The organism is Acidovorax sp. BL-A-41-H1, from assembly GCF_051942715.1.
The window spans coordinates 70,914-88,555 of record NZ_JBPVJQ010000004.1 but is presented as its reverse complement, the minus strand read 5'-3'; the positions used below and the strand labels follow the sequence as shown (position 1 = coordinate 88,555).

15 protein-coding genes are annotated in these 17,642 nt (G+C 66.5%); 4 read left to right on the top strand and 11 right to left on the bottom strand.

What is annotated here, in order from left to right:
- Nucleotides 1-89: 89 nt before the first annotated feature.
- From pntB to ACTPOI_RS09395, 6 genes are all read right to left on the bottom strand, one after another.
- Entirely contained in the window at nucleotides 90-1,502 is a 1,413-nt protein-coding gene (pntB, locus tag ACTPOI_RS09420; RefSeq protein ID WP_440108374.1) for a Re/Si-specific NAD(P)(+) transhydrogenase subunit beta, read from the bottom strand.
- Nucleotides 1,503-1,537: 35 nt separating this feature from the next.
- The gene (locus ACTPOI_RS09415; protein WP_440108373.1) at nucleotides 1,538-3,139 is read right to left on the bottom strand and encodes a Re/Si-specific NAD(P)(+) transhydrogenase subunit alpha; all 1,602 of its coding nucleotides are present in this window, start codon (nucleotides 3,137-3,139) and stop codon (nucleotides 1,538-1,540) included.
- A gap of 61 nt (nucleotides 3,140-3,200) precedes the next feature.
- Nucleotides 3,201-3,830, bottom strand: a complete 630-nt coding sequence (locus tag ACTPOI_RS09410) for a hypothetical protein (protein WP_440108372.1) — start codon at nucleotides 3,828-3,830, stop codon at nucleotides 3,201-3,203.
- 415 nt (nucleotides 3,831-4,245) lie between these two features.
- Nucleotides 4,246-5,310, bottom strand: coding sequence for a class II fructose-bisphosphate aldolase (gene fba, locus ACTPOI_RS09405; protein ID WP_300476738.1), 1,065 nt, complete (start codon nucleotides 5,308-5,310; stop codon nucleotides 4,246-4,248).
- Between the two features lie 105 nt (nucleotides 5,311-5,415).
- On the bottom strand, nucleotides 5,416-6,741 hold the full coding sequence (locus ACTPOI_RS09400; protein WP_440108371.1) for a histidine kinase dimerization/phospho-acceptor domain-containing protein: 1,326 nt from the start codon (nucleotides 6,739-6,741) through the stop codon (nucleotides 5,416-5,418).
- 59 nt (nucleotides 6,742-6,800) lie between these two features.
- Entirely contained in the window at nucleotides 6,801-7,505 is a 705-nt protein-coding gene (locus ACTPOI_RS09395; protein WP_440108370.1) for a response regulator transcription factor, read from the bottom strand.
- 112 nt (nucleotides 7,506-7,617) lie between these two features.
- Between ACTPOI_RS09395 and ACTPOI_RS09390 the strand changes: the two genes are divergently transcribed.
- Nucleotides 7,618-8,367, top strand: a complete 750-nt coding sequence (locus ACTPOI_RS09390; RefSeq protein WP_440108369.1) for a phosphatase PAP2 family protein — start codon at nucleotides 7,618-7,620, stop codon at nucleotides 8,365-8,367.
- 35 nt (nucleotides 8,368-8,402) lie between these two features.
- On the opposite strand, the gene pyk is transcribed toward ACTPOI_RS09390, so the two are convergent.
- The 3 genes from pyk to ACTPOI_RS09375 form a co-directional block, all read right to left on the bottom strand.
- Complete coding sequence (gene pyk / locus ACTPOI_RS09385; RefSeq protein ID WP_440108368.1) at nucleotides 8,403-9,839, bottom strand: pyruvate kinase; 1,437 nt, start codon at nucleotides 9,837-9,839, stop codon at nucleotides 8,403-8,405.
- A 118-nt stretch (nucleotides 9,840-9,957) separates the two neighbouring features.
- The gene (locus ACTPOI_RS09380; RefSeq protein WP_440108367.1) at nucleotides 9,958-10,770 is read right to left on the bottom strand and encodes a CPBP family glutamic-type intramembrane protease; all 813 of its coding nucleotides are present in this window, start codon (nucleotides 10,768-10,770) and stop codon (nucleotides 9,958-9,960) included.
- 15 nt (nucleotides 10,771-10,785) lie between these two features.
- Complete coding sequence (locus ACTPOI_RS09375) at nucleotides 10,786-12,180, bottom strand: aminopeptidase P N-terminal domain-containing protein (RefSeq protein ID WP_440108366.1); 1,395 nt, start codon at nucleotides 12,178-12,180, stop codon at nucleotides 10,786-10,788.
- 209 nt (nucleotides 12,181-12,389) lie between these two features.
- On the opposite strand from ACTPOI_RS09375, the gene ACTPOI_RS09370 reads away from it, so the two are divergent.
- On the top strand, nucleotides 12,390-13,136 hold the full coding sequence (locus ACTPOI_RS09370) for a hypothetical protein (RefSeq protein ID WP_440108365.1): 747 nt from the start codon (nucleotides 12,390-12,392) through the stop codon (nucleotides 13,134-13,136).
- A 27-nt stretch (nucleotides 13,137-13,163) separates the two neighbouring features.
- Here the strand turns inward: ACTPOI_RS09370 and ACTPOI_RS09365 are convergent, their stop codons facing one another.
- Both ACTPOI_RS09365 and ACTPOI_RS09360 read right to left on the bottom strand, forming a co-directional pair.
- Nucleotides 13,164-13,931 (bottom strand): nucleotidyltransferase family protein, encoded by a 768-nt coding sequence (locus tag ACTPOI_RS09365; protein ID WP_440108364.1) that lies wholly within the window; start codon nucleotides 13,929-13,931, stop codon nucleotides 13,164-13,166.
- Nucleotides 13,928-14,320 (bottom strand): S-adenosylmethionine decarboxylase family protein, encoded by a 393-nt coding sequence (locus ACTPOI_RS09360; RefSeq protein ID WP_440108363.1) that lies wholly within the window; start codon nucleotides 14,318-14,320, stop codon nucleotides 13,928-13,930. The genes ACTPOI_RS09365 and ACTPOI_RS09360 overlap by 4 nt, the downstream gene beginning before the upstream one ends.
- A 112-nt stretch (nucleotides 14,321-14,432) precedes the next feature.
- Here ACTPOI_RS09360 and tkt point away from each other — a divergent pair, with 112 nt between their 5' ends.
- Both tkt and gap read left to right on the top strand, forming a co-directional pair.
- Entirely contained in the window at nucleotides 14,433-16,514 is a 2,082-nt protein-coding gene (tkt, locus tag ACTPOI_RS09355) for a transketolase (RefSeq protein WP_440108362.1), read from the top strand.
- A gap of 87 nt (nucleotides 16,515-16,601) precedes the next feature.
- Nucleotides 16,602-17,600 (top strand): type I glyceraldehyde-3-phosphate dehydrogenase, encoded by a 999-nt coding sequence (gene gap / locus ACTPOI_RS09350; protein WP_440108361.1) that lies wholly within the window; start codon nucleotides 16,602-16,604, stop codon nucleotides 17,598-17,600.
- Nucleotides 17,601-17,642 lie beyond the last annotated feature (42 nt).

The window sequence follows — 17,642 nt, the reverse complement described above, 5'->3', positions numbered from 1 at the left end:
TCTCCTGATGGGTTTTATTGAAATTTGAAACTGGAAGTTTTTAAGCACGATCGTGCTTTTATCGCCGGCGGATTATGCCCGCCAGCTGGCTAAGCCTTGAGTACGGCAAGCACTTCATCTAGCATCTTCTTGGCGTCGCCAAAAAGCATGCGGTTGTTTTCCTTGTAGAACAGCGGGTTGTCCACCCCTGCGTAGCCCGAAGCCATCGAGCGCTTCATCACGATCGAGGTCTTGGCCTTCCACACTTCGAGCACGGGCATACCGGCGATGGGGCTTGAAGGGTCGTCCAGAGCGCTGGGGTTCACGATGTCGTTGGCACCGATGACCATGGCCACGTCAGCTTCGGGGAAGTCCTCGTTGATCTCGTCCATCTCCATGACGATGTCGTAGGGCACCTTGGCTTCGGCCAGCAGCACGTTCATGTGGCCGGGCATGCGCCCCGCCACGGGGTGGATGGCAAAGCGCACGTTCACACCCTTTTCGCGCAGGGTCTTGGTGATCTCGTACACCGTGTGCTGCGCCTGGGCCACGGCCATGCCGTAGCCGGGCACGATGATGACGCTCTTGGCATCGCGCAGCAGCTCGGCCGTCTCGGCAGAGGTCACGGGCACGGCCTCGCCCTGGGGCTCGGAAGGATCGCCCTTCTTGGCTGGCGTGCCTGCGCCTGAGCCGAAACCACCGGCAATCACGCTGATGAAGTTGCGGTTCATCGCATTGCACATGATGTAAGAGAGGATGGCACCCGAGGAGCCCACCAGGGCACCGGTGACGATCAGCAGGTCGTTGCTGAGCATGAAGCCCGTGGCGGCAGCCGCCCAGCCCGAGTAGCTGTTGAGCATGGACACCACCACCGGCATGTCGGCACCGCCAATGGCCATCACCATGTGGATGCCGAACAGCAGCGCAATCGCCGTCATCACCATCAGGGGCACCATGCCGTGCTCGATGGTTTCGGCGCGCAGGAATTCGCGGCCGAACCAGATCACCACCAGCAGCGCCGTCAGGTTGAGCCAGTGGCGGCCAGGCAGCAGCAGCGGCTTGCCGCCGATCTTGCCGTTGAGCTTGCCAAAGGCCACGAGCGAACCCGAGAACGTGACGGCACCAATCAGAATGCCAACATAGATCTCCACTTCGTGGATGACCTTTTCCGCGCCCTGCAGTTGAATGGACGTATCCACATAGCTGGCGAAACCCACCAGGCAGGCCGCAAGCCCGACAAGGCTATGCATGAGCGCGACCAGTTCGGGCATCTGGGTCATCTTCACGACCTTGGCCGCATACAGGCCAATGCCGCCGCCAATCACCAGCGCACCCACGATCCACGCCACGCCCGCGGGGCTGACGCGGGGGCCGAACACGGTGGCCAGCACGGCCAGCGCCATGCCCACCATGCCGAACAGGTTGCCGCGGCGCGAGGTTTCGGGGTTGGAGAGCCCGCCCAGGCTCAGGATGAACAAAATGGCCGCGCCCAGGTAGGCCACGGTTGCGAGACTTTGGGACATGTTCTGTGCTCCTCGTTGTTCTTGTCGTTATCGGATTACTTGCGGAACATGGCGAGCATGCGACGCGTGACCGCAAAGCCGCCGAACATGTTGACGGCCGTGAGCACCAGCGCGGCAAACGCCAGCCACAGGATGAGGCTATCCGGCCGTCCGTTCACACCCGCATCGGGCGGGGCAATCTGCACCAGCGCACCGATGGCGATGATGCTGGAGATGGCATTGGTCACGCTCATCAGCGGCGTGTGCAGCGCGGGGGTCACATTCCACACCACCATGTAGCCGATGAAGCAGGCCAGCACGAACACCGTGAAGTGCCCCAGGAACGCCACGGGCGCATAGGCGCCAATGGCCCAGAACAGCACCGCCAGCACCGCGAACACGATGGTCAGCGTCTTGGCGGACATGGGCGCCCCCGTGCCGTGGCTGGATTTCTTGGCGGCCACGGGTGCGGCCGCTGGCTTGGGCGCAGGCACCGCGGCTTGCTTGAGGGGTGGTGCGGGCCAGGTGATGGCACCATCCTTGATGACCGTGAGGCCCCGGATCGCTTCGTCTTCCATGTTGACCACGGCTACGCCGTCCTTGGCCTTGCACAGCTCTTCGGTCAGGCGCAGCAGGTTGGTGGCGTAGAGCGTGGACGACTGCTTGGCCAGGCGCGAGGCCAGGTCGGTGTAGCCCACGATGGTCACGCCGTGGCGCACCACAGCCTCGCCGGGCACGGTCAGCTCGCAGTTGCCGCCCTGCTCGGCGGCCATGTCCACGATCACGCTGCCGGGCTTCATGCTCTGCACCATCTCGGCGGTGATCAGCTTGGGCGCAGGCTTGCCGGGGATCAGCGCGGTGGTGATGATGATGTCGGCATCCCTGGCCTGCTCCGCATACATCTTGCGCTGCGCAGCCTGGAAGCCCTCGCTCATGACCTTGGCGTAACCACCGCCGCCCGAGCCTTCTTCCTCGTAGTCCACCTTGACGAACTCGCCGCCCAGCGACTTGACCTGGTCGGCCACTTCAGCGCGGGTGTCGTTGGCCCGCACGATGGCGCCCAGATTGGCGGCGGTGCCGATGGCCGCGAGGCCGGCCACGCCGGCGCCGGCGATGAACACCTTGGCCGGGGGCACCTTGCCCGCGGCCGTGATCTGGCCGTTGAAAAAGCGGCCGAAGGCATTGGCCGCTTCGATGACAGCCCGGTAGCCGCTGACGCCTGCGGTTGAGGTCAGCGCATCCATCTTCTGGGCACGCGAGAGCGTGCGCGGCAGACAGTCGATGGCCAGCACCGTGGCCTTGCGCGCTGCCAGCTGCTGCATCAGGTCGGGGTTTTGCGCAGGCCAGATGAAGTCGATGAGCGTGGTGCCCTCACGCATCATCGCGACTTCGTCGCTGCTGGGCGGGCGCACCTTGAGGACGATGTCGGCCGCGGCCCAGAGCGCGGCAGCGTCTGCCACGACCTCGGCCCCGGCAGCGCGGTAGGCGTCATCGCTGAAATTGGCAGCATCGCCGGCGCCCGATTGCACGGCCACAGAAAAGCCCAGCTTGATCAGTTTTTCCACCACGTCGGGCACGGTGGCCACGCGCTTTTCGCCGGGGAAGGTCTCCCGCGGCACACCAATGCGCTGCGGCTGCGGTACTGGGCTTGTCTGCATCAGAGGTCTCCTCAAGTTTTTGAAATCGTCATGCAACGCCGCCAGGCTGGGGGCTGTCGCGCTACGGCGCGGGCAGCGGGAAAGGCGGGATGGCCAGATACCCATCCATCATCCCGACGCTCAGGCGCGCGGCCTGGGCCACCTCATGGCCCCACTGCAGCGCAAGGCGGCCGGCTGCCAGGAACTCTTCGTTGTTGGAGGTCTTGGGGCGCAGCAGCCGCTGGTCCACCAGCGCATCCACTTCAACCCACGCGCCCGCCTCGGTGGCGTAGCGGTAGCTCATGTAGGTGTAGGGCTGCCCCAGTGCGATGCTGCGGCTGGCCAGCCACTGCACGAGGTCGGGACGGTTCTTTTCCAGCCACTGGGCGCTGCTGCCCCAGCGCTTGAGGCGCAGGCAGTCGGCACGCACGGGGCTGCCTTGTGCAGCGTCTTCCACCGTGACGTCGCGCTGCAGCGCGCAAGCGCCAGCACCTGCCGGGAACCCGCGAAGATCCCCCGTGCGATTGGTCTGCACGCGTAACACGGCCAGCCATTCGCCTTGGGTGCCGCGCAGAGCGGCAGCGCGTGTGTCCAGAAGCGTGCGCCCAGCCGGGGCGAGCACAGCGGTGTCAGCGGCTCCCAGGTCCTGCCATCCCCCGGGCGGAAGCACCAGGCGGGCACGCCCTACGGGGTATTCCGATTGAGGGGGCACCGTCAGGGGCGCGCACGCCGCGGTGAGTACCGCCAGTACACAGGGCAACAGACACCGGAGCGGCGAAATCATCAGAGTCATATGGAGAAATGGCTTAGTGCAGAGTGGGGTCCATCATCCCATGGCGAACGGGCCGGACTGCTTGAACTCTCATTGCAGCCGTAGCCCGTTTCGACAGCCTGGCACTGCAGTTTTTCGGGACCCAAGTCCGGCTGTAACGCAGTGCCAGACACCCTCCGGCGGAAGCTGACCGCGAGCTTACATGAAGAAATACTTATCGCTGTCGCGTTTGACTGATGTAGAGGGAACTACCCAGACAAACCAAGGGTTCACGAGCATTCCGCAAGCGGCAAGGGCGTGAAAAAGCGCCCGACCACACGAGGCGGCGGGGCGCTTTGGCGCTGGCTGGACGCGGTCAGTTCACCACTTGGGCGAGCGCGCCAGATGCGTACTGCGCGGCGATGACCTGCAGGCTGTGGCCCTTGACCTTGGCGCCCTGGCCTTCGCAGCCGAACTCCAGGTAGCGCTGCTTGCACACCTGCTTGGCCGCTTCACGGGCGGGCTTGAGCCATTCGCGGGCATCGAACTTGTCGGGGTTCTCGAACAGGAACTTGCGCACCGCGCCGGTCATGGCAAGGCGGATGTCGGTGTCGATGTTGATCTTGCGCACGCCATGCTTGATGGCTTCCTGGATTTCCTCGACCGGCACGCCGTAGGTTTCCTTCATCTTGCCGCCGTACTGGTTGATGATGGCCAGCAGCTCGGCCGGCACCGACGAGGAGCCGTGCATCACCAGGTGGGTATTGGGAATGCGTTTGTGGATTTCCTTGACGCGGCTGATGGCCAGGATGTCACCCGTGGGCTTGCGGCTGAACTTGTAAGCGCCGTGGCTGGTTCCGATGGCAATCGCCAGCGCGTCGAGCTGGGTGGCCTTGACGAACGTGGCGGCTTCCTCGGGGTCGGTCAGCATCTGGCTGTGGTCCAGCTTGCCCACGGCGCCAATTCCGTCTTCCTCGCCAGCGTCACCGGTTTCAAGGTTGCCCAGGCAACCCAGCTCGCCTTCCACCGTCACGCCCACCTTGTGGGCCATGTCCACGACCTTGCGGGTCACTTCGACGTTGTATTCAAAGCTCGATGGCGTCTTGCCGTCTTCCATCAGCGAGCCGTCCATCATCACCGAGCCAAAGCCCAGGTCAATGGCGCCCTGGCAGATCTTGGGTGACGTGCCGTGGTCCTGGTGCATCACCAGCGGGATGTGCGGGAAGGCTTCCACCGCGGCCTGGATCAGGTGCTTGATGAAGGGCTCGCCCGCGTACTTGCGCGCACCCGCGCTCGCCTGCAGGATCACCGGCGCGCCTACTTCGTCGGCCGCGGCCATCACGGCCTGCACCTGCTCCAGGTTGTTGACGTTGAAGGCAGGAATGCCATAGCCGTTGCTGGCAGCATGGTCGAGCAGTTCGCGCATCGAGACGAGGGGCATGGTCGTAAGGTCCGGTGGGAGGGTTGAAAAACGGAGCAGCCGACGCGTGCGGGTAGCGTGCCGACACCGGCTCCTGCGGCCGTAACCGCGTTGTAACCCGCAATTTTAACCGGCGGCCTGGGCAGGCGATGTAGGCAAATCCAGCCGGAAGCAGGTTGTAAAACCCGAACCGGGCGCGGCCGGGGCGAACCGGCCGCCATGCAGGTCGGCCACCCGGCGCAGGATTTCGTGCCCCAGGTGCAGGCTGTCCACCGGGCGCCGTGCGGGTGCGGCCGCCTCGCCAGCCAGCGTGCGCCCACCGTCGTCCGACACCTGCAGCCAGGCCCCCATCTGCGGCGTCTGGCCCACCTCGACGGCAATGCGGGTGCCGTCTGGCGTGTGCTTGAGTGCGTTTTCCAGCAGATTGCGCACCGCGATGTCCAGCAGCACCGCGTGGCCTTGCACCACCACCCCGGGCGGGGCCACCAGGGCAACGTCATCGCCGCGCTGCCAGGCGGCCTGGGCGTAATCAGCACAGACATCGCGCACCAGGGCAGACAGGTCCACTGGCGCCTTGGCCTCGTGCAGCTCGGCCCGGCTGGCGCGGGCCAGCGCCAGAAGCTGGTTGAGCACATGGCCGGCGCGCAGGGCATCCTGGCCAATGCGCGCCACCGCTTCGGTGCGGGCACCAGCGTCCAGTTCGCCTTCCAGCGCCCGGGCTTGCAAGGCGATGGACGAAAGCGGCGTGCGCAGCTCATGCGCCACCTCGTTGGCCAGCCGTCGCTCACGGACCATGGCCTCGTGCTGGCGGTCCAGCAGCGTGTTGATGGAGGTCACCACCGACGCAAACTCGCTCCAGGAATGCCGCACCGTCAGGCGCTGGGCGCTGGCCGGGTCGAGCGCCGCCACATCAGCCGACAGGACATAGAGGGGGCGCAGACCGCGCCACAGGGCCAGCCCGAGCGCGAGTGCCACCACAGGCAACAACCACAAGCCGGGTTCGATCATCTGCTCGGCAATGTCCTCGGCCAGCTCGTCGCGCTCGTGCAGTTCCACCAGCACCATGATCTTGCGGGTGCGGGCTGCATCCCACTGCGCAAACGTACGCCATACAGTGGCCGGCGCACCCAGCGTGATGTTGGCAAAACCTTCAGGCGCGGCAAACGGCGGCAGCGGCGCCCTGCCGCTTCGGGTCAGCAGCACGCCCTGGGCATCCCACTGCACCACGCTGAGCGACTGCTGGTAGTCATGCGCCTTGAGCCAGGGAGTGGCCGCGCGCTCGGTCAACTCGGCGCCGGGGCCTGCCTCGGCCGTACGCAGATTCAGCAGCAGCGCCGCCACGCTGGCCAGGTGCCCATCAGTCAGCTCGTCGGCTTCGTGCACCCCGGTCTGATAGCCCACGAGCACAAAACTGGCCCAGACGAGAACCAGCGCACCCATCGACCACAGCATGAGCTGCCGCGTTAGCGACGGCCGCCGGCCACGGGAATGCGGGAGCGGTCCGGAGCCACTCATGGCAGTCTGTCTTCCCGGGGCATGAAATAGCCGACACCGCGCATGGTCTGTATGCATGCGCTGCCCAGCTTGCGGCGCAAATGGTGAATGTGCACTTCCACCGCATTGCTTTCGATGGCGGCATCCCAGCTGTACAGCCGCTCCTCGATCTGCTGGCGCGACAAGACCCTTCCCGGCGCCTCCAGCAGCACCCGCAGCACCGAAAACTCCCGCGGGGACATGTCCACCAGGTGGCCAGCCTGGCGTACGGTCCGCGTCGCCGGGTCCAGTTCGATGTCACGGTGGCGGACCACAGGCGACGCCCGCCCGGCCGCACGGCGCAGCAGGGCGCGCAAGCGGGCGTCTAGCTCGTCCACGTCAAAGGGCTTGGTCAGGTAGTCGTCGGCACCCTCGTCCAACCCGGCAATGCGCTGGTGCACGTGGTCGCGCGCCGTCACGATCAACACCGGCGTGGCGGGATCGGGCAGGGCCGGGGTCGCGCCCTTTTCGCCTGCACTCCGGCGAAGGCGCCGCAGCAGTTCCGTGCCATCCCCGTCCACCAGCCCGAGGTCGAGCAGCACCGCATCGAACCGCTCGGCACGCAGGGCGCTCCATGCGGGGGCCACACCGTCACTTACATCCACCGCGTACCCGCGCTGCTGCAGGTTTGCACGCAGGCCACTGGCAATGCCGGGATCGTCTTCCACCACGAGGATTCGCATCGGCGCATTGTCGCAGCGATGCGCCCTGGACGCCGGGGCGGCGGCACCTGCCTGCGGCACCGCAGCGCTGGCGTTAAGGCCACCTTAAGTGCCCCAGGCTATCTTCCCGGGGATGTCTTCTGATTCCTTTCCCGCTGCCGGCTCCGCCGCCACCCTCCGCACCCTGCTCTGGTGGACGCTCGCAGGGCTGGCCGCCGCGGTGGCGTGGGATGCAGGCGGGGGCGACCTGCTGCTGGCGCAACCGTTTGGCACAGCCACAGGTTTTCCGTGGCGCGACCACTGGTTCCTGGTGCAGGTGATGCACGAGGACGCACGGCGCCTGGGCTGGCTGCTGGTGCTGCTGCTGACCTTGGCCGTCTGGTGGCCGCAGGGCGTGCTCCGCCGCATCGACGCCATGGAGAGGCTGCAGATGGCGGTGAGTGCACTGCTGGCGCTGGCGGTGGTCAGCATCGCCAAGAACCTCAGCACCACCAGCTGCCCCTGGGACCTGGCCCAGTTCGGCGGGGTTGCACGGCACGTGTCGCACTGGTCGATGGGTGTGCTCGACGGAGGTGGCGGGCGGTGCTTTCCCGCAGGGCACGCGTCCGCCGGATTCGCGTTTCTCGGGGGCTACTTCGCCTTGCGGCACAAGGCGCCCGCAGCAGCGCGGTGGTGGCTTGCCGGGTCCCTGGTGGCCGGCCTCGTCCTGGGTGCCGCGCAGCAGATGCGCGGAGCGCACTTCATGAGCCACACACTGTGGACGGGCTGGCTGTGCTGGACAGTCGGCTGGCTGTGCGACCTGGCCGCCAGCGCCTTGCGAGCCCGCTTTCCGGTGTTTGCCAACACGGCCACGCCGCCAGAGGCACCCAGCCCGGGGAGGTGAGCCCCTCCGCTGAGCTCCGCATTGGCGGTGGCGGATCAGCTGGCCACGCAGATCTTGAGCATGTTGGTGCCGCCGGGGGCCCCCATGGGCTCACCGCAGGTGATGGCGTACACATCCCCCTTTTGCACGATGTTGCGGCTCTTGAGGTGGCGCTCGGCCTGCTCCAGCGCGGTGTCGCGGTCGGCACTGGTGTCCATCAGCAGGGGGCGCACGTTGCGGTACATGGCCATCTTGCGTTGCGTAGCCACCTTGGGCGTCAGCGCGTAGATCGGGATGTCGATGCTGTGGCGGCTCATCCACAGCGCCGTGGCACCGCTGTCGGTCATGGCCACGATGGCCTTGGCGCCCAGGTGGTGCGCGGTGAACAGTGCGCCCATGGCGATGGACTGGTCAATGCGGCCGAAGGTCTGGCCCGTGAAGTCGGCATCCAGGTGGTGGTCTTCCGCGGCCTCGGCGGCAGCGCAGATGGTGGCCATCTCTTCCACGGTTTCGAGCGGGTAGCGCCCGGCCGCGGTCTCGGCACTGAGCATCACCGCATCGGTCCCGTCGAGCACCGCATTGGCCACGTCGCTCACCTCGGCGCGCGTCGGAACAGGCGCCGTGATCATGCTTTCCATCATCTGGGTGGCGGTGATCACAACCTTGTCGAGCACGCGCGCCATGCGGATCATTTTCTTCTGCAAGGCGGGCACGGCGGCATTACCCACCTCCACCGCCAGGTCACCCCGCGCAACCATGATGCCGTCGCTCACGCGCAGGATCGCTTCCAGGTGCGGGATGGCTTCGGCGCGTTCGATCTTGGCGATCAGGCCGGGCTTATGGCGGTATTCGGAGGCAGCCACGTTGCACAGCTGGCGGGCCATTTCCATGTCGGTCGCGTTCTTGGGAAAGCTCACGGCCACGTAGTCGGCCTGGAAGCTCATCGCGGTGCGGATGTCTTCCATGTCCTTGGCCGTCAGCGCCGGCGCCGTCAAGCCGCCGCCCTTCTTGTTGATGCCCTTGTTGTTGGAGAGCTCGCCACCGATCTTCACGGTGGTGTGCACCTCTTCGCCGCGCACGGCGTCCACTGTCAGCACGATCAGGCCGTCATTGAGCAGCAGCAAATCGCCCGCCTTCACGTCGCGCGGCAACTCCTTGTAATCCAGGCCCACGCCATCCATGTCGCCCAGCTCGGTGCGCGACGCATCCAGTACGAACTTGGCGCCCGACTCGAGCTGAACCTTGCCTTCGGCAAACTTGCCCACGCGGATCTTGGGGCCCTGCAGGTCGGCCATGATGGCCACCTCGCGCCCGGCGCGCTGGGCTGCGGCGCGCACGGTGGCGGCGCGGTCGATGTGGTCCTGCGCCTTGCCGTGGCTGAAGTTCAGCCGGACCACATTCACGCCTGCGCGGATCATGGCCTCCAGCAGCGCCGGGTCGCTGGAGGCGGGGCCCAGGGTGGCAACGATCTTGGTGGCGCGGCGTGTTGGCATCTGTTGTCTCTTTCAGTGGTTTTGTAATCGGGTTTCCAATTCTCACACGACGCGGTTACATGGCCGTTACCACCGCGGCAGCAACCCCGCAACTTGCAAGCTGCGCTGCACGGCGCGCTCAGAGCAAAGGCATGGACAGGGCGTGGGCCAGCACATGGGCCGTGATGGCGGCCTCCAGCCCGCGGCGCGCAAACAGCCAGCCTGCCAGCAGCCCGAATGCGGTGTTGCCCACCAGCACGAACAGCACCACCGGCGCAGTCAGCGCACCGGCCATGGCCTGCGCGGCCGGCAAGTGGCCCAGCGCAAAAAGCACGGCACTGACCAGCACGGCGACAGCGATCAGCCCAGGGCGCGGCGCACCGTTGCCCCGCTGGACGATGCGCCACGCCGCCCACAGCACCAGCGTCATCACACCCCAGCGCACCAGCAGTTCCTCGGTCATGCCGCCGTACAGCAGCTTGACGAGCACGGTGCCGATGTCGGTGGTCGCAGCGGCGGGCCGAAGCGCCTCGGGCGCCATCGCGGAGAGCGCCACCAGCCACGCGGCACCGGCGATGCCGCCCCACACGCCAGGCAACAGCCAGCGCGCGGGCGCAGCCTGCGCACCCGGCCCGCCCGCAAGCCACGCAGACACCACAGGCGCAGCAAGCCCGACCCTGGGCGCCAGCAGCACGCCCACCGCCACAGCCAGCGCCAGCATCACGGCCGTCTGCAAGCCACTGAGCAGCAGGACGGCCCACAGTGGTATGGGAAGCAACGCCTGGCTCGCCGCCAGTGGCGGCAGCAGGGCCCACACCACCGCAACGACGCCCGGCGTGCCCAGCAGCCACAGGGCAATGCCCAGGCGCCAGCGTTTCGGCGCGCCATCGGGCAGCGTCACGGCATGTTCCGCGCGGCTGGCGGAGGCGCTCGTTTCAGGCCGGGATTCCATGCCGCAGCACCGCCGTCAGTCGCGCATCAGCGCTTCGATCTCGTCCGCCTTGACCGGCACTCCACGCGTGATCAGCTCGCAACCCGACTCCGTCACGATGGCGTCATCCTCGATGCGGATGCCGATGTTGTGGAACTGCTCGGGAACGCCAGGCGCAGGGCGCACGTAGATGCCGGGCTCGATGGTGAGCACCATGCCGGGCCGCAGCACCCGGCTGGGCCGGTTGGTGATGGTTTCGCCCGAGAGCGGGTCCTTGCGCTCGCTGGTCTGGCCCACCTCGCCAGGCTCCACGTAGCTGCCGCAGTCGTGCACATCCATGCCCAGCCAGTGGCCCGTGCGATGCATGTAGAACTGGAAATAGGCGCGTTGCTCGATGACGTCCTGCGCGGTGCCCGCCTTGTTCCGGTCGAGCAGCCCCAGGTCGAGCATCCCCTGCGCCAGCACGGCAACGGTGGCGTCGTGCGGGTCCACAAAGCGCGCGCCCGCCCGTGTGGCCGCCACCGCCGCGTCCTGGCTGGCCAGCACCAGGTCGTACAGCGCACGCTGCGGGCCGGTGAACCTGCCGTTGGCAGGAAAGGTGCGCGTGATGTCGCTGGCGTAGCCATCGAGTTCGCAACCGGCGTCGATCAGCACCAGCTCGCCATCGCGCACCGGGGCAGCATCTGCGCGGTAGTGCAGCACGCAGGCATTGGCGCCAGCCGCCACGATGGAGCTGTACGCCGGGTACTGCGAACCTTCATCGCGAAATGCGTGCAGCAACTCGGCATCCAGGTGGTATTCGCGCACGTCCTGCCCGGCACGCAGCATGCGCGCCGAGCGCTGCATGGCGCGGATGTGGGCCTGCGCGCTGATAGCGCTGGCGCGGCGCATGATGTCCTGCTCATGCGCGTCCTTTATGAGGCGCATCTCGTCGAGCAGCGTGCACACGTCGTTTTGCTCAGCCGGGCACAGCGCGCCGTAGCGCACACGCGCGCGCACGGCATTGAGCCAGCCCTCCACGCGCGCAGCCAGGCCGGTGTGCGTGGCAAACGGGAACCATACGCGGCTGCGGTTTTCCAGCAGGCGCGGCAGGCTGGTGTCGAGGTCCGCAATGGACGCAGCGGTCGTGACGCCCAGCGCGGATGGCGCCTCTGCAGGCCCCAGGCGGTAGCCATCCCAGATCTCGCGCTCAAGATCCTTGGGCTGGCAGTACAGCGTGCTCTGCCCCTCGGCCGTCAGCACGAGGCAGGCGCCCGGCTCGGTGAAGCCTGTCAGGTAATAGAAGTAGCTGTCGTGCCGGAAGAGGAAGTCGCTGTCGCGGTTGCGCTGGCGCTCCACGGCCGTAGGGATGATGGCGATGCCGCCTTCTCCCAGCTGGGAAGCCAGGCGGGCGCGGCGTTGCGCATGGATGGATTGCTGCTGAGGACTCATCTGTGCATTTTGCCGCCTGTTGCTCGCGGGCCGGGAGCCTCATGGCCATTCACCTTACATTTCGCGACATTCCCGCCGCTCCTGCAGGCCCTTCAGGTGGCCGAGCGCGCGGCAACCCATGGCAGACTGGCCCGCCACGCGGCGGACTGCAGAACGCTCCGCCCGTCTCCCGCCAATCCGCGCCCCCCCCCGAATCCTTCCCCGTTCCAATGTGGTCCCTCCTGTACGCAACCTTGCTTCCCACGACCGGCGTGGTACTGACCGGCGCTCTGCTGGTGTACGCGGTGTATGCGGCGTACCTGCGCCTTGTCGACGTTCCCGGCAAATGGGTCCTGGCGCCACGCGCTCTGGGGGTGCTGCTGGTGCTCGCACTGCTGGGGGACGGGCTGCTGGTCTGGCGCCTGTACAGCGCCCACAGCGCCCGGCAGGCATGGGAGGACGGCGCCGCGCTGCGGGCGAGCCGCGAACGCTTTGCCCTTGTGCAGGATTTCCAGTACGGTGAACTGACCATCCCCGCTGGCAGCATCATCAACCGCAAGGACCCGTTCGACAAGGGCGAACCCGGTCGCGCGCTGGCACTGCACGGGCTGGAAGCCATACGCTTTGCGCAACCGGTGCAGGTGGCGGGCGTGTGGGCCAGCGCGCTGCAGCTGCATCCCCCGCGGCTGGAGCTTGCGCAGGACCAGCGCATCGGGCCCATCTACCGCTTTGACAACGCCACGCAAGGCTGGACGCCCAACAAGGTCATGCCGGCGCTGCTGTGCCGCAAGGGGCAGCTGGCGCTTTTCCACGTGCCGCACATTGACCATGACGTGCAGGCCCAAATCGGCAAGCCGCCACCGGACGGACCGCAGGCGCGGTTCATGCCCAGCCAGTGGCTGTTCCGCAACTGCGAGAACGGGCCTGCATTGGTGGTGGAGCCTGCACACGCCGCCGGCGCTTCGGCGGCGCAATAACGCGCAACCCAGGCCCTGCGGGGCCGCTCAGCGGTTGAGTTCGGCCAGGCGCTCGGGTGTGCCCACGTCCGTCCACCGACCGGTGTACAGCGATGCCGACACGCGCCCGGCGTCCATCGCGCGGCGCAGCAGCGGCGCAAGTGGCGCCGCCACGCCGGCAGGATTCCCGGCGGGAATGTCGCACCAAGGCGGCGTGAACAGTTCGGCACGCAGCAGGGCGATGGTGCTGTACGTCAAACGCGGGGAAGGGTCGTCACCAGGCAGGTTCAGCGCCATGCCATCGGCCGACAGGGCGAAGTCACCGCGCGGGTTGTGCGCCGGGTTGGGTACCAGCCAGAGATGCGCGAGATGGCCGCTGGCAGCAAAGGCCTGCACGGCCGCACTGTCGAAGACGAAATCCGGCGCAAACACATCGCCTGCCGCCAGCCAGAAAACAGGGCCCAGTTTCGGCAGGGCCCGCGCTATGCCGCCTGCGGTTTCGAGCGCACCGCCGAAGTCGGCGCCCTCATGCGAGTATGAAATTGATAGCGCCAGGCCATTATTCTGACTGGACTCCAGGCCGAAAACACTTGAAAACCGGTCACAGATCTGCCCGCCCAGCCATGCGGTGTTGATGACCGCCTGCACCACCCCTGCCTGCACCAAGGCCTGCAGGTGCCACTGCAGCAGCGGCTGCCCCTGCACCTGCAGCAGCGGCTTGGGTGTGGCGTCGGTCAGCGGACGCATGCGCTCGCCACGCCCTGCGGCCAGCAGCATGGCAGGCACCTGGCCCGCGGGCGCAACGGGCTGACTCATGGGGCGCTTTCCATGGCGATGGAACCCCGTTGCAGCGCATGGCGCTCGACGGTGTCAGGCTCGAAAAGCGCCAGAAGCGCATCCATCAGTGCATGAGCGCGACCCGAATGGTCGGCGCCGAAATTGCACACGTACACATCCAGTGTCACTGCCATCTGCTCGGGCCAGGTGTGCACGCACAAATGTGATTCAGCTAGCAAAACAGTAGCAGTCACTCCGCCAGGGCCGTGCTCGGTGGCCGGGAACGAATGGAAAAGCTCGCCCACGGGCTGCAGACCGGCGGCGTGTACGGCCTCGGTACAGGCGCGGCCCAGGGCAGCGGCGTCGAGCAGCCACAAGGGGGCGCAGCGGCAGCCACGCAGATCGGCAGTGAGGTGCAGTCCTTGCATGGCCCGCACTGTAGTGCATCGCATGGCGCCAGCGCATGCGCGCGGGCGCCGCGCGGGGGCGGCAGCCACCCCCGGTAAAATGCCGGGTTTCCCCTGAACCCACCCCACCCCCATGGCCAACACCCAGCAATCCCAACAAATGGCCAATGCGATCCGCGCATTGGCCATGGACGCCGTTCAACAAGCCAATTCCGGCCACCCCGGCGCCCCCATGGGCATGGCCGACATGGCCGTGGGCCTGTGGGCTCGCCACCTCAAGCACAACCCGACCAACCCCCAGTGGTTTGACCGCGACCGCTTCGTGCTGAGCAACGGCCATGGCTCGATGCTGCTGTACGCGCTGCTGCACCTTACCGGCTACGACCTGCCGATTGGTGAGCTCAAGAACTTTCGCCAGCTGCACAGCAAGACGCCGGGCCACCCCGAAGTGGGCTACACCGCTGGCGTGGAAACCACCACCGGCCCGCTGGGCCAGGGCATTACCAACGCCGTGGGCTTTGCGCTGGCTGAAAAGCTGCTGGCCGCCGAGTTCAACCGCGAAGGCCACGCTGTGGTCGACCACAACACCTTCGTGTTCCTGGGCGACGGCTGCCTGATGGAAGGCATCAGCCAGGAGGCGATTTCGCTGGCGGGCGCCTGGAAGCTCAACAAACTGATCGCGCTGTACGACGACAACGGCATCTCCATCGACGGCCAGGTTCTGCCCTGGTTTGCCGATAACACCGCGCTGCGCTTTGTGTCGGCCGGCTGGAACGTGATCGGCCCCATCGACGGCCACGACGCCGACAAGGTGGCCGATGCAGTGGCCGAAGCCAAGAAGCAGAACGAGCGCCCGTCGCTCATCATCTGCAAGACGCACATCGGCAAGGGCAGCCCCAACCGCGCCAACACCTCCAAGGCCCACGGCGAGCCCCTGGGCGCCGACGAAATTGCCCTCACCCGCGAAGCGCTGGGCTGGACGAGCGAGCCCTTTGCCATCCCTGAAGACGTGTATGCCGGCTGGGACGCCAAGGCCCAGGGCCAGAGCGCTGAAGCCGCCTGGAACGATCGCTTTGCCGCCTACACCGCCGCCTTCCCCGAACTGGCCGCCGAACTCACGCGCCGCATGAAGGGCGATTTGCCCGCCAACTTCGCGCAGGTAGCCGTGGACACCGTGGTGGCCGCCCACACCAAGGGCGAGACCGTGGCCAGCCGCAAGGCCAGCCAGATTGCGCTGGAAGCCTTCACCGCCGCGCTGCCCGAGCTGCTGGGCGGTAGCGCCGACCTGACGGGCTCGAACCTCACCAACACCAAGAGCACGCCCAACCTGCGCTTTGACATGCAGGGCAACGTGGTCAAGACCGATGCCGCCAACGGCGACAAGGTCGGTGGCCGCCACATCAACTACGGCGTGCGCGAATTCGGCATGGCCGCCATCATGAACGGCGTGGCACTGCACGGCGGCTTCATCCCCTACGGCGGCACCTTCCTCACGTTCAGCGACTACAGCCGCAACGCCATCCGCATGGCCGCACTGATGAAGCAGCGCGTGATCCACGTGTTCACGCACGACTCCATCGGCCTGGGTGAAGACGGCCCCACACACCAGTCGGTCGAACACGTGGCCAGCCTGCGCCTGATCCCCAACCTGGACGTATGGCGCCCTGCCGACACAGCAGAAACCGCCGTGGCCTGGAGCGTGGCGCTGTCCAACCGCAACAAGCCCACCGCGCTGGCCCTGTCGCGCCAGAACCTCCCCTACGCGCCCAAGCGCGATCTGGGCGACATCAGCCGCGGCGCCTATGTGCTGAGCGACCCGGCCGATGTGGGCCTCAAGAAGAAGCCCGTGGGCGTGATCATTGCCACCGGCTCTGAAGTACAGCTGGCCCTGAAGGCCCAGCGCATGCTGGCCGACCGCAAGATCCCCGTGCGCGTGGTCTCCATGCCCAGCACCACCACCTTCGACCGCGAAGATGCCAAGTACAAGGCCAGCGTGCTGCCCGCCGGCGTGCCGCGTGTTGCCGTGGAAATGGGCGTGACCGATGGCTGGTGGAAGTACGGCTGCGCTGCCGTCGTAGGCATCGACACCTACGGCGAATCGGCCCCTGCACCCGTGCTGTTCAAGCACTTCGGCTTCACCGAAGAGAACGTGGTCGACACGGTGCTGGTGGCCATCGGCGCCGCACGCCGCAAGCCTGCCAAGAAGGCCCGTTAAGACTCCCCCTGCCCGCTGTGCCCCGCTGCCGGCGGGCGCGCGGCGCAGGTCTCCGATTTCGACTTTGCAACTTTGAAGGGGCTCCCCATGACGATCAAGATTGGTATCAACGGCTTTGGCCGCATCGGCCGTAACGTGCTGCGCTCGGCCATCCAGAATTTCAGCGACATCGAAGTCGTTGGCATCAACGACCTGCTGGAGCCAGAGTACCTGGCGTACATGCTGCAGTACGACTCGGTCCATGGCCGCTTCAAGGGCGAAGTCTCGGTGGAAGGCAACACCCTGGTCGTCAACGGCAAGAAGATCCGCCTGACGCAAGAGCGTGACCCCGCCAACCTCAAGTGGAACGAAGTCGGCGCCGACGTGGTGATCGAATCCACCGGCCTGTTTCTGGACAAGGTCACCGCGCAAAAGCACATTGATGCTGGCGCGAAGAAGGTCATCCTGTCGGCTCCTTCCAAGGACGACACACCCATGTTCGTGTTCGGCGTGAACCACGACACGTATGCCGGCCAGGCCATCGTGTCCAACGCCTCGTGCACCACCAACTGCCTGGCCCCCGTGGCCAAGGTGCTCAATGACAAGTGGGGCATCAAGCGCGGCCTGATGACCACCGTGCACGCAGCGACTGCCACGCAAAAGACGGTGGACGGCCCGTCCAACAAGGACTGGCGCGGCGGCCGCGGCATTCTGGAAAATATCATTCCTTCGAGCACCGGCGCTGCCAAGGCCGTGGGCGTGGTGATCCCTTCGTTGAACAAGAAGCTGACCGGCATGTCGTTCCGCGTGCCCACCTCCGACGTGTCGGTGGTGGACCTGACGGTGGAGCTGGAAAAGGCTGCCACCTACGAAGAAATCAAGGCCGAAATGAAGGCCCAGTCCGAAGGCGCCTTGAAGGGCGTGCTGGGCTACACCGAAGACAAGGTGGTGGCCACCGATTTCCGCGGCGACACCCGCACGTCCATCTTTGACGCTGACGCCGGTATCGCACTCGATGGCACGTTCATCAAGATCGTCAGCTGGTACGACAACGAATGGGGCTACTCGAACAAGTGCCTGGAAATGGTGCGCGTGGTCGCCAAGTGATCAGGGTGGCCGGTGTGGCCATTCGGATGTAACGCACAATGC

What these genes read in the sequence shown, in the direction of transcription:
- pntB (WP_440108374.1), bottom strand. Translation starts at nt 1,502, where the DNA reads ATGTCCCAAAGTCTCGCAACCGTGGCCTACCTGGGCGCGGCCATTTTG.
- ACTPOI_RS09415 (WP_440108373.1), bottom strand. Translation starts at nt 3,139, where the DNA reads ATGCAGACAAGCCCAGTACCGCAGCCGCAGCGCATTGGTGTGCCGCGG.
- fba (WP_300476738.1), bottom strand. Translation starts at nt 5,310, where the DNA reads ATGCCCCTCGTCTCGATGCGCGAACTGCTCGACCATGCTGCCAGCAAC.
- ACTPOI_RS09400 (WP_440108371.1), bottom strand. Translation starts at nt 6,741, where the DNA reads ATGCTGTGGTCGATGGGTGCGCTGGTTCTCGTCTGGGCCAGTTTTGTG.
- ACTPOI_RS09395 (WP_440108370.1), bottom strand. Translation starts at nt 7,505, where the DNA reads ATGCGAATCCTCGTGGTGGAAGACGATCCCGGCATTGCCAGTGGCCTG.
- ACTPOI_RS09390 (WP_440108369.1), top strand. Translation starts at nt 7,618, where the DNA reads ATGTCTTCTGATTCCTTTCCCGCTGCCGGCTCCGCCGCCACCCTCCGC.
- pyk (WP_440108368.1), bottom strand. Translation starts at nt 9,839, where the DNA reads ATGCCAACACGCCGCGCCACCAAGATCGTTGCCACCCTGGGCCCCGCC.
- ACTPOI_RS09380 (WP_440108367.1), bottom strand. Translation starts at nt 10,770, where the DNA reads ATGGAATCCCGGCCTGAAACGAGCGCCTCCGCCAGCCGCGCGGAACAT.
- ACTPOI_RS09375 (WP_440108366.1), bottom strand. Translation starts at nt 12,180, where the DNA reads ATGAGTCCTCAGCAGCAATCCATCCATGCGCAACGCCGCGCCCGCCTG.
- ACTPOI_RS09370 (WP_440108365.1), top strand. Translation starts at nt 12,390, where the DNA reads ATGTGGTCCCTCCTGTACGCAACCTTGCTTCCCACGACCGGCGTGGTA.
- ACTPOI_RS09365 (WP_440108364.1), bottom strand. Translation starts at nt 13,931, where the DNA reads ATGAGTCAGCCCGTTGCGCCCGCGGGCCAGGTGCCTGCCATGCTGCTG.
- ACTPOI_RS09360 (WP_440108363.1), bottom strand. Translation starts at nt 14,320, where the DNA reads ATGCAAGGACTGCACCTCACTGCCGATCTGCGTGGCTGCCGCTGCGCC.
- tkt (WP_440108362.1), top strand. Translation starts at nt 14,433, where the DNA reads ATGGCCAACACCCAGCAATCCCAACAAATGGCCAATGCGATCCGCGCA.
- gap (WP_440108361.1), top strand. Translation starts at nt 16,602, where the DNA reads ATGACGATCAAGATTGGTATCAACGGCTTTGGCCGCATCGGCCGTAAC.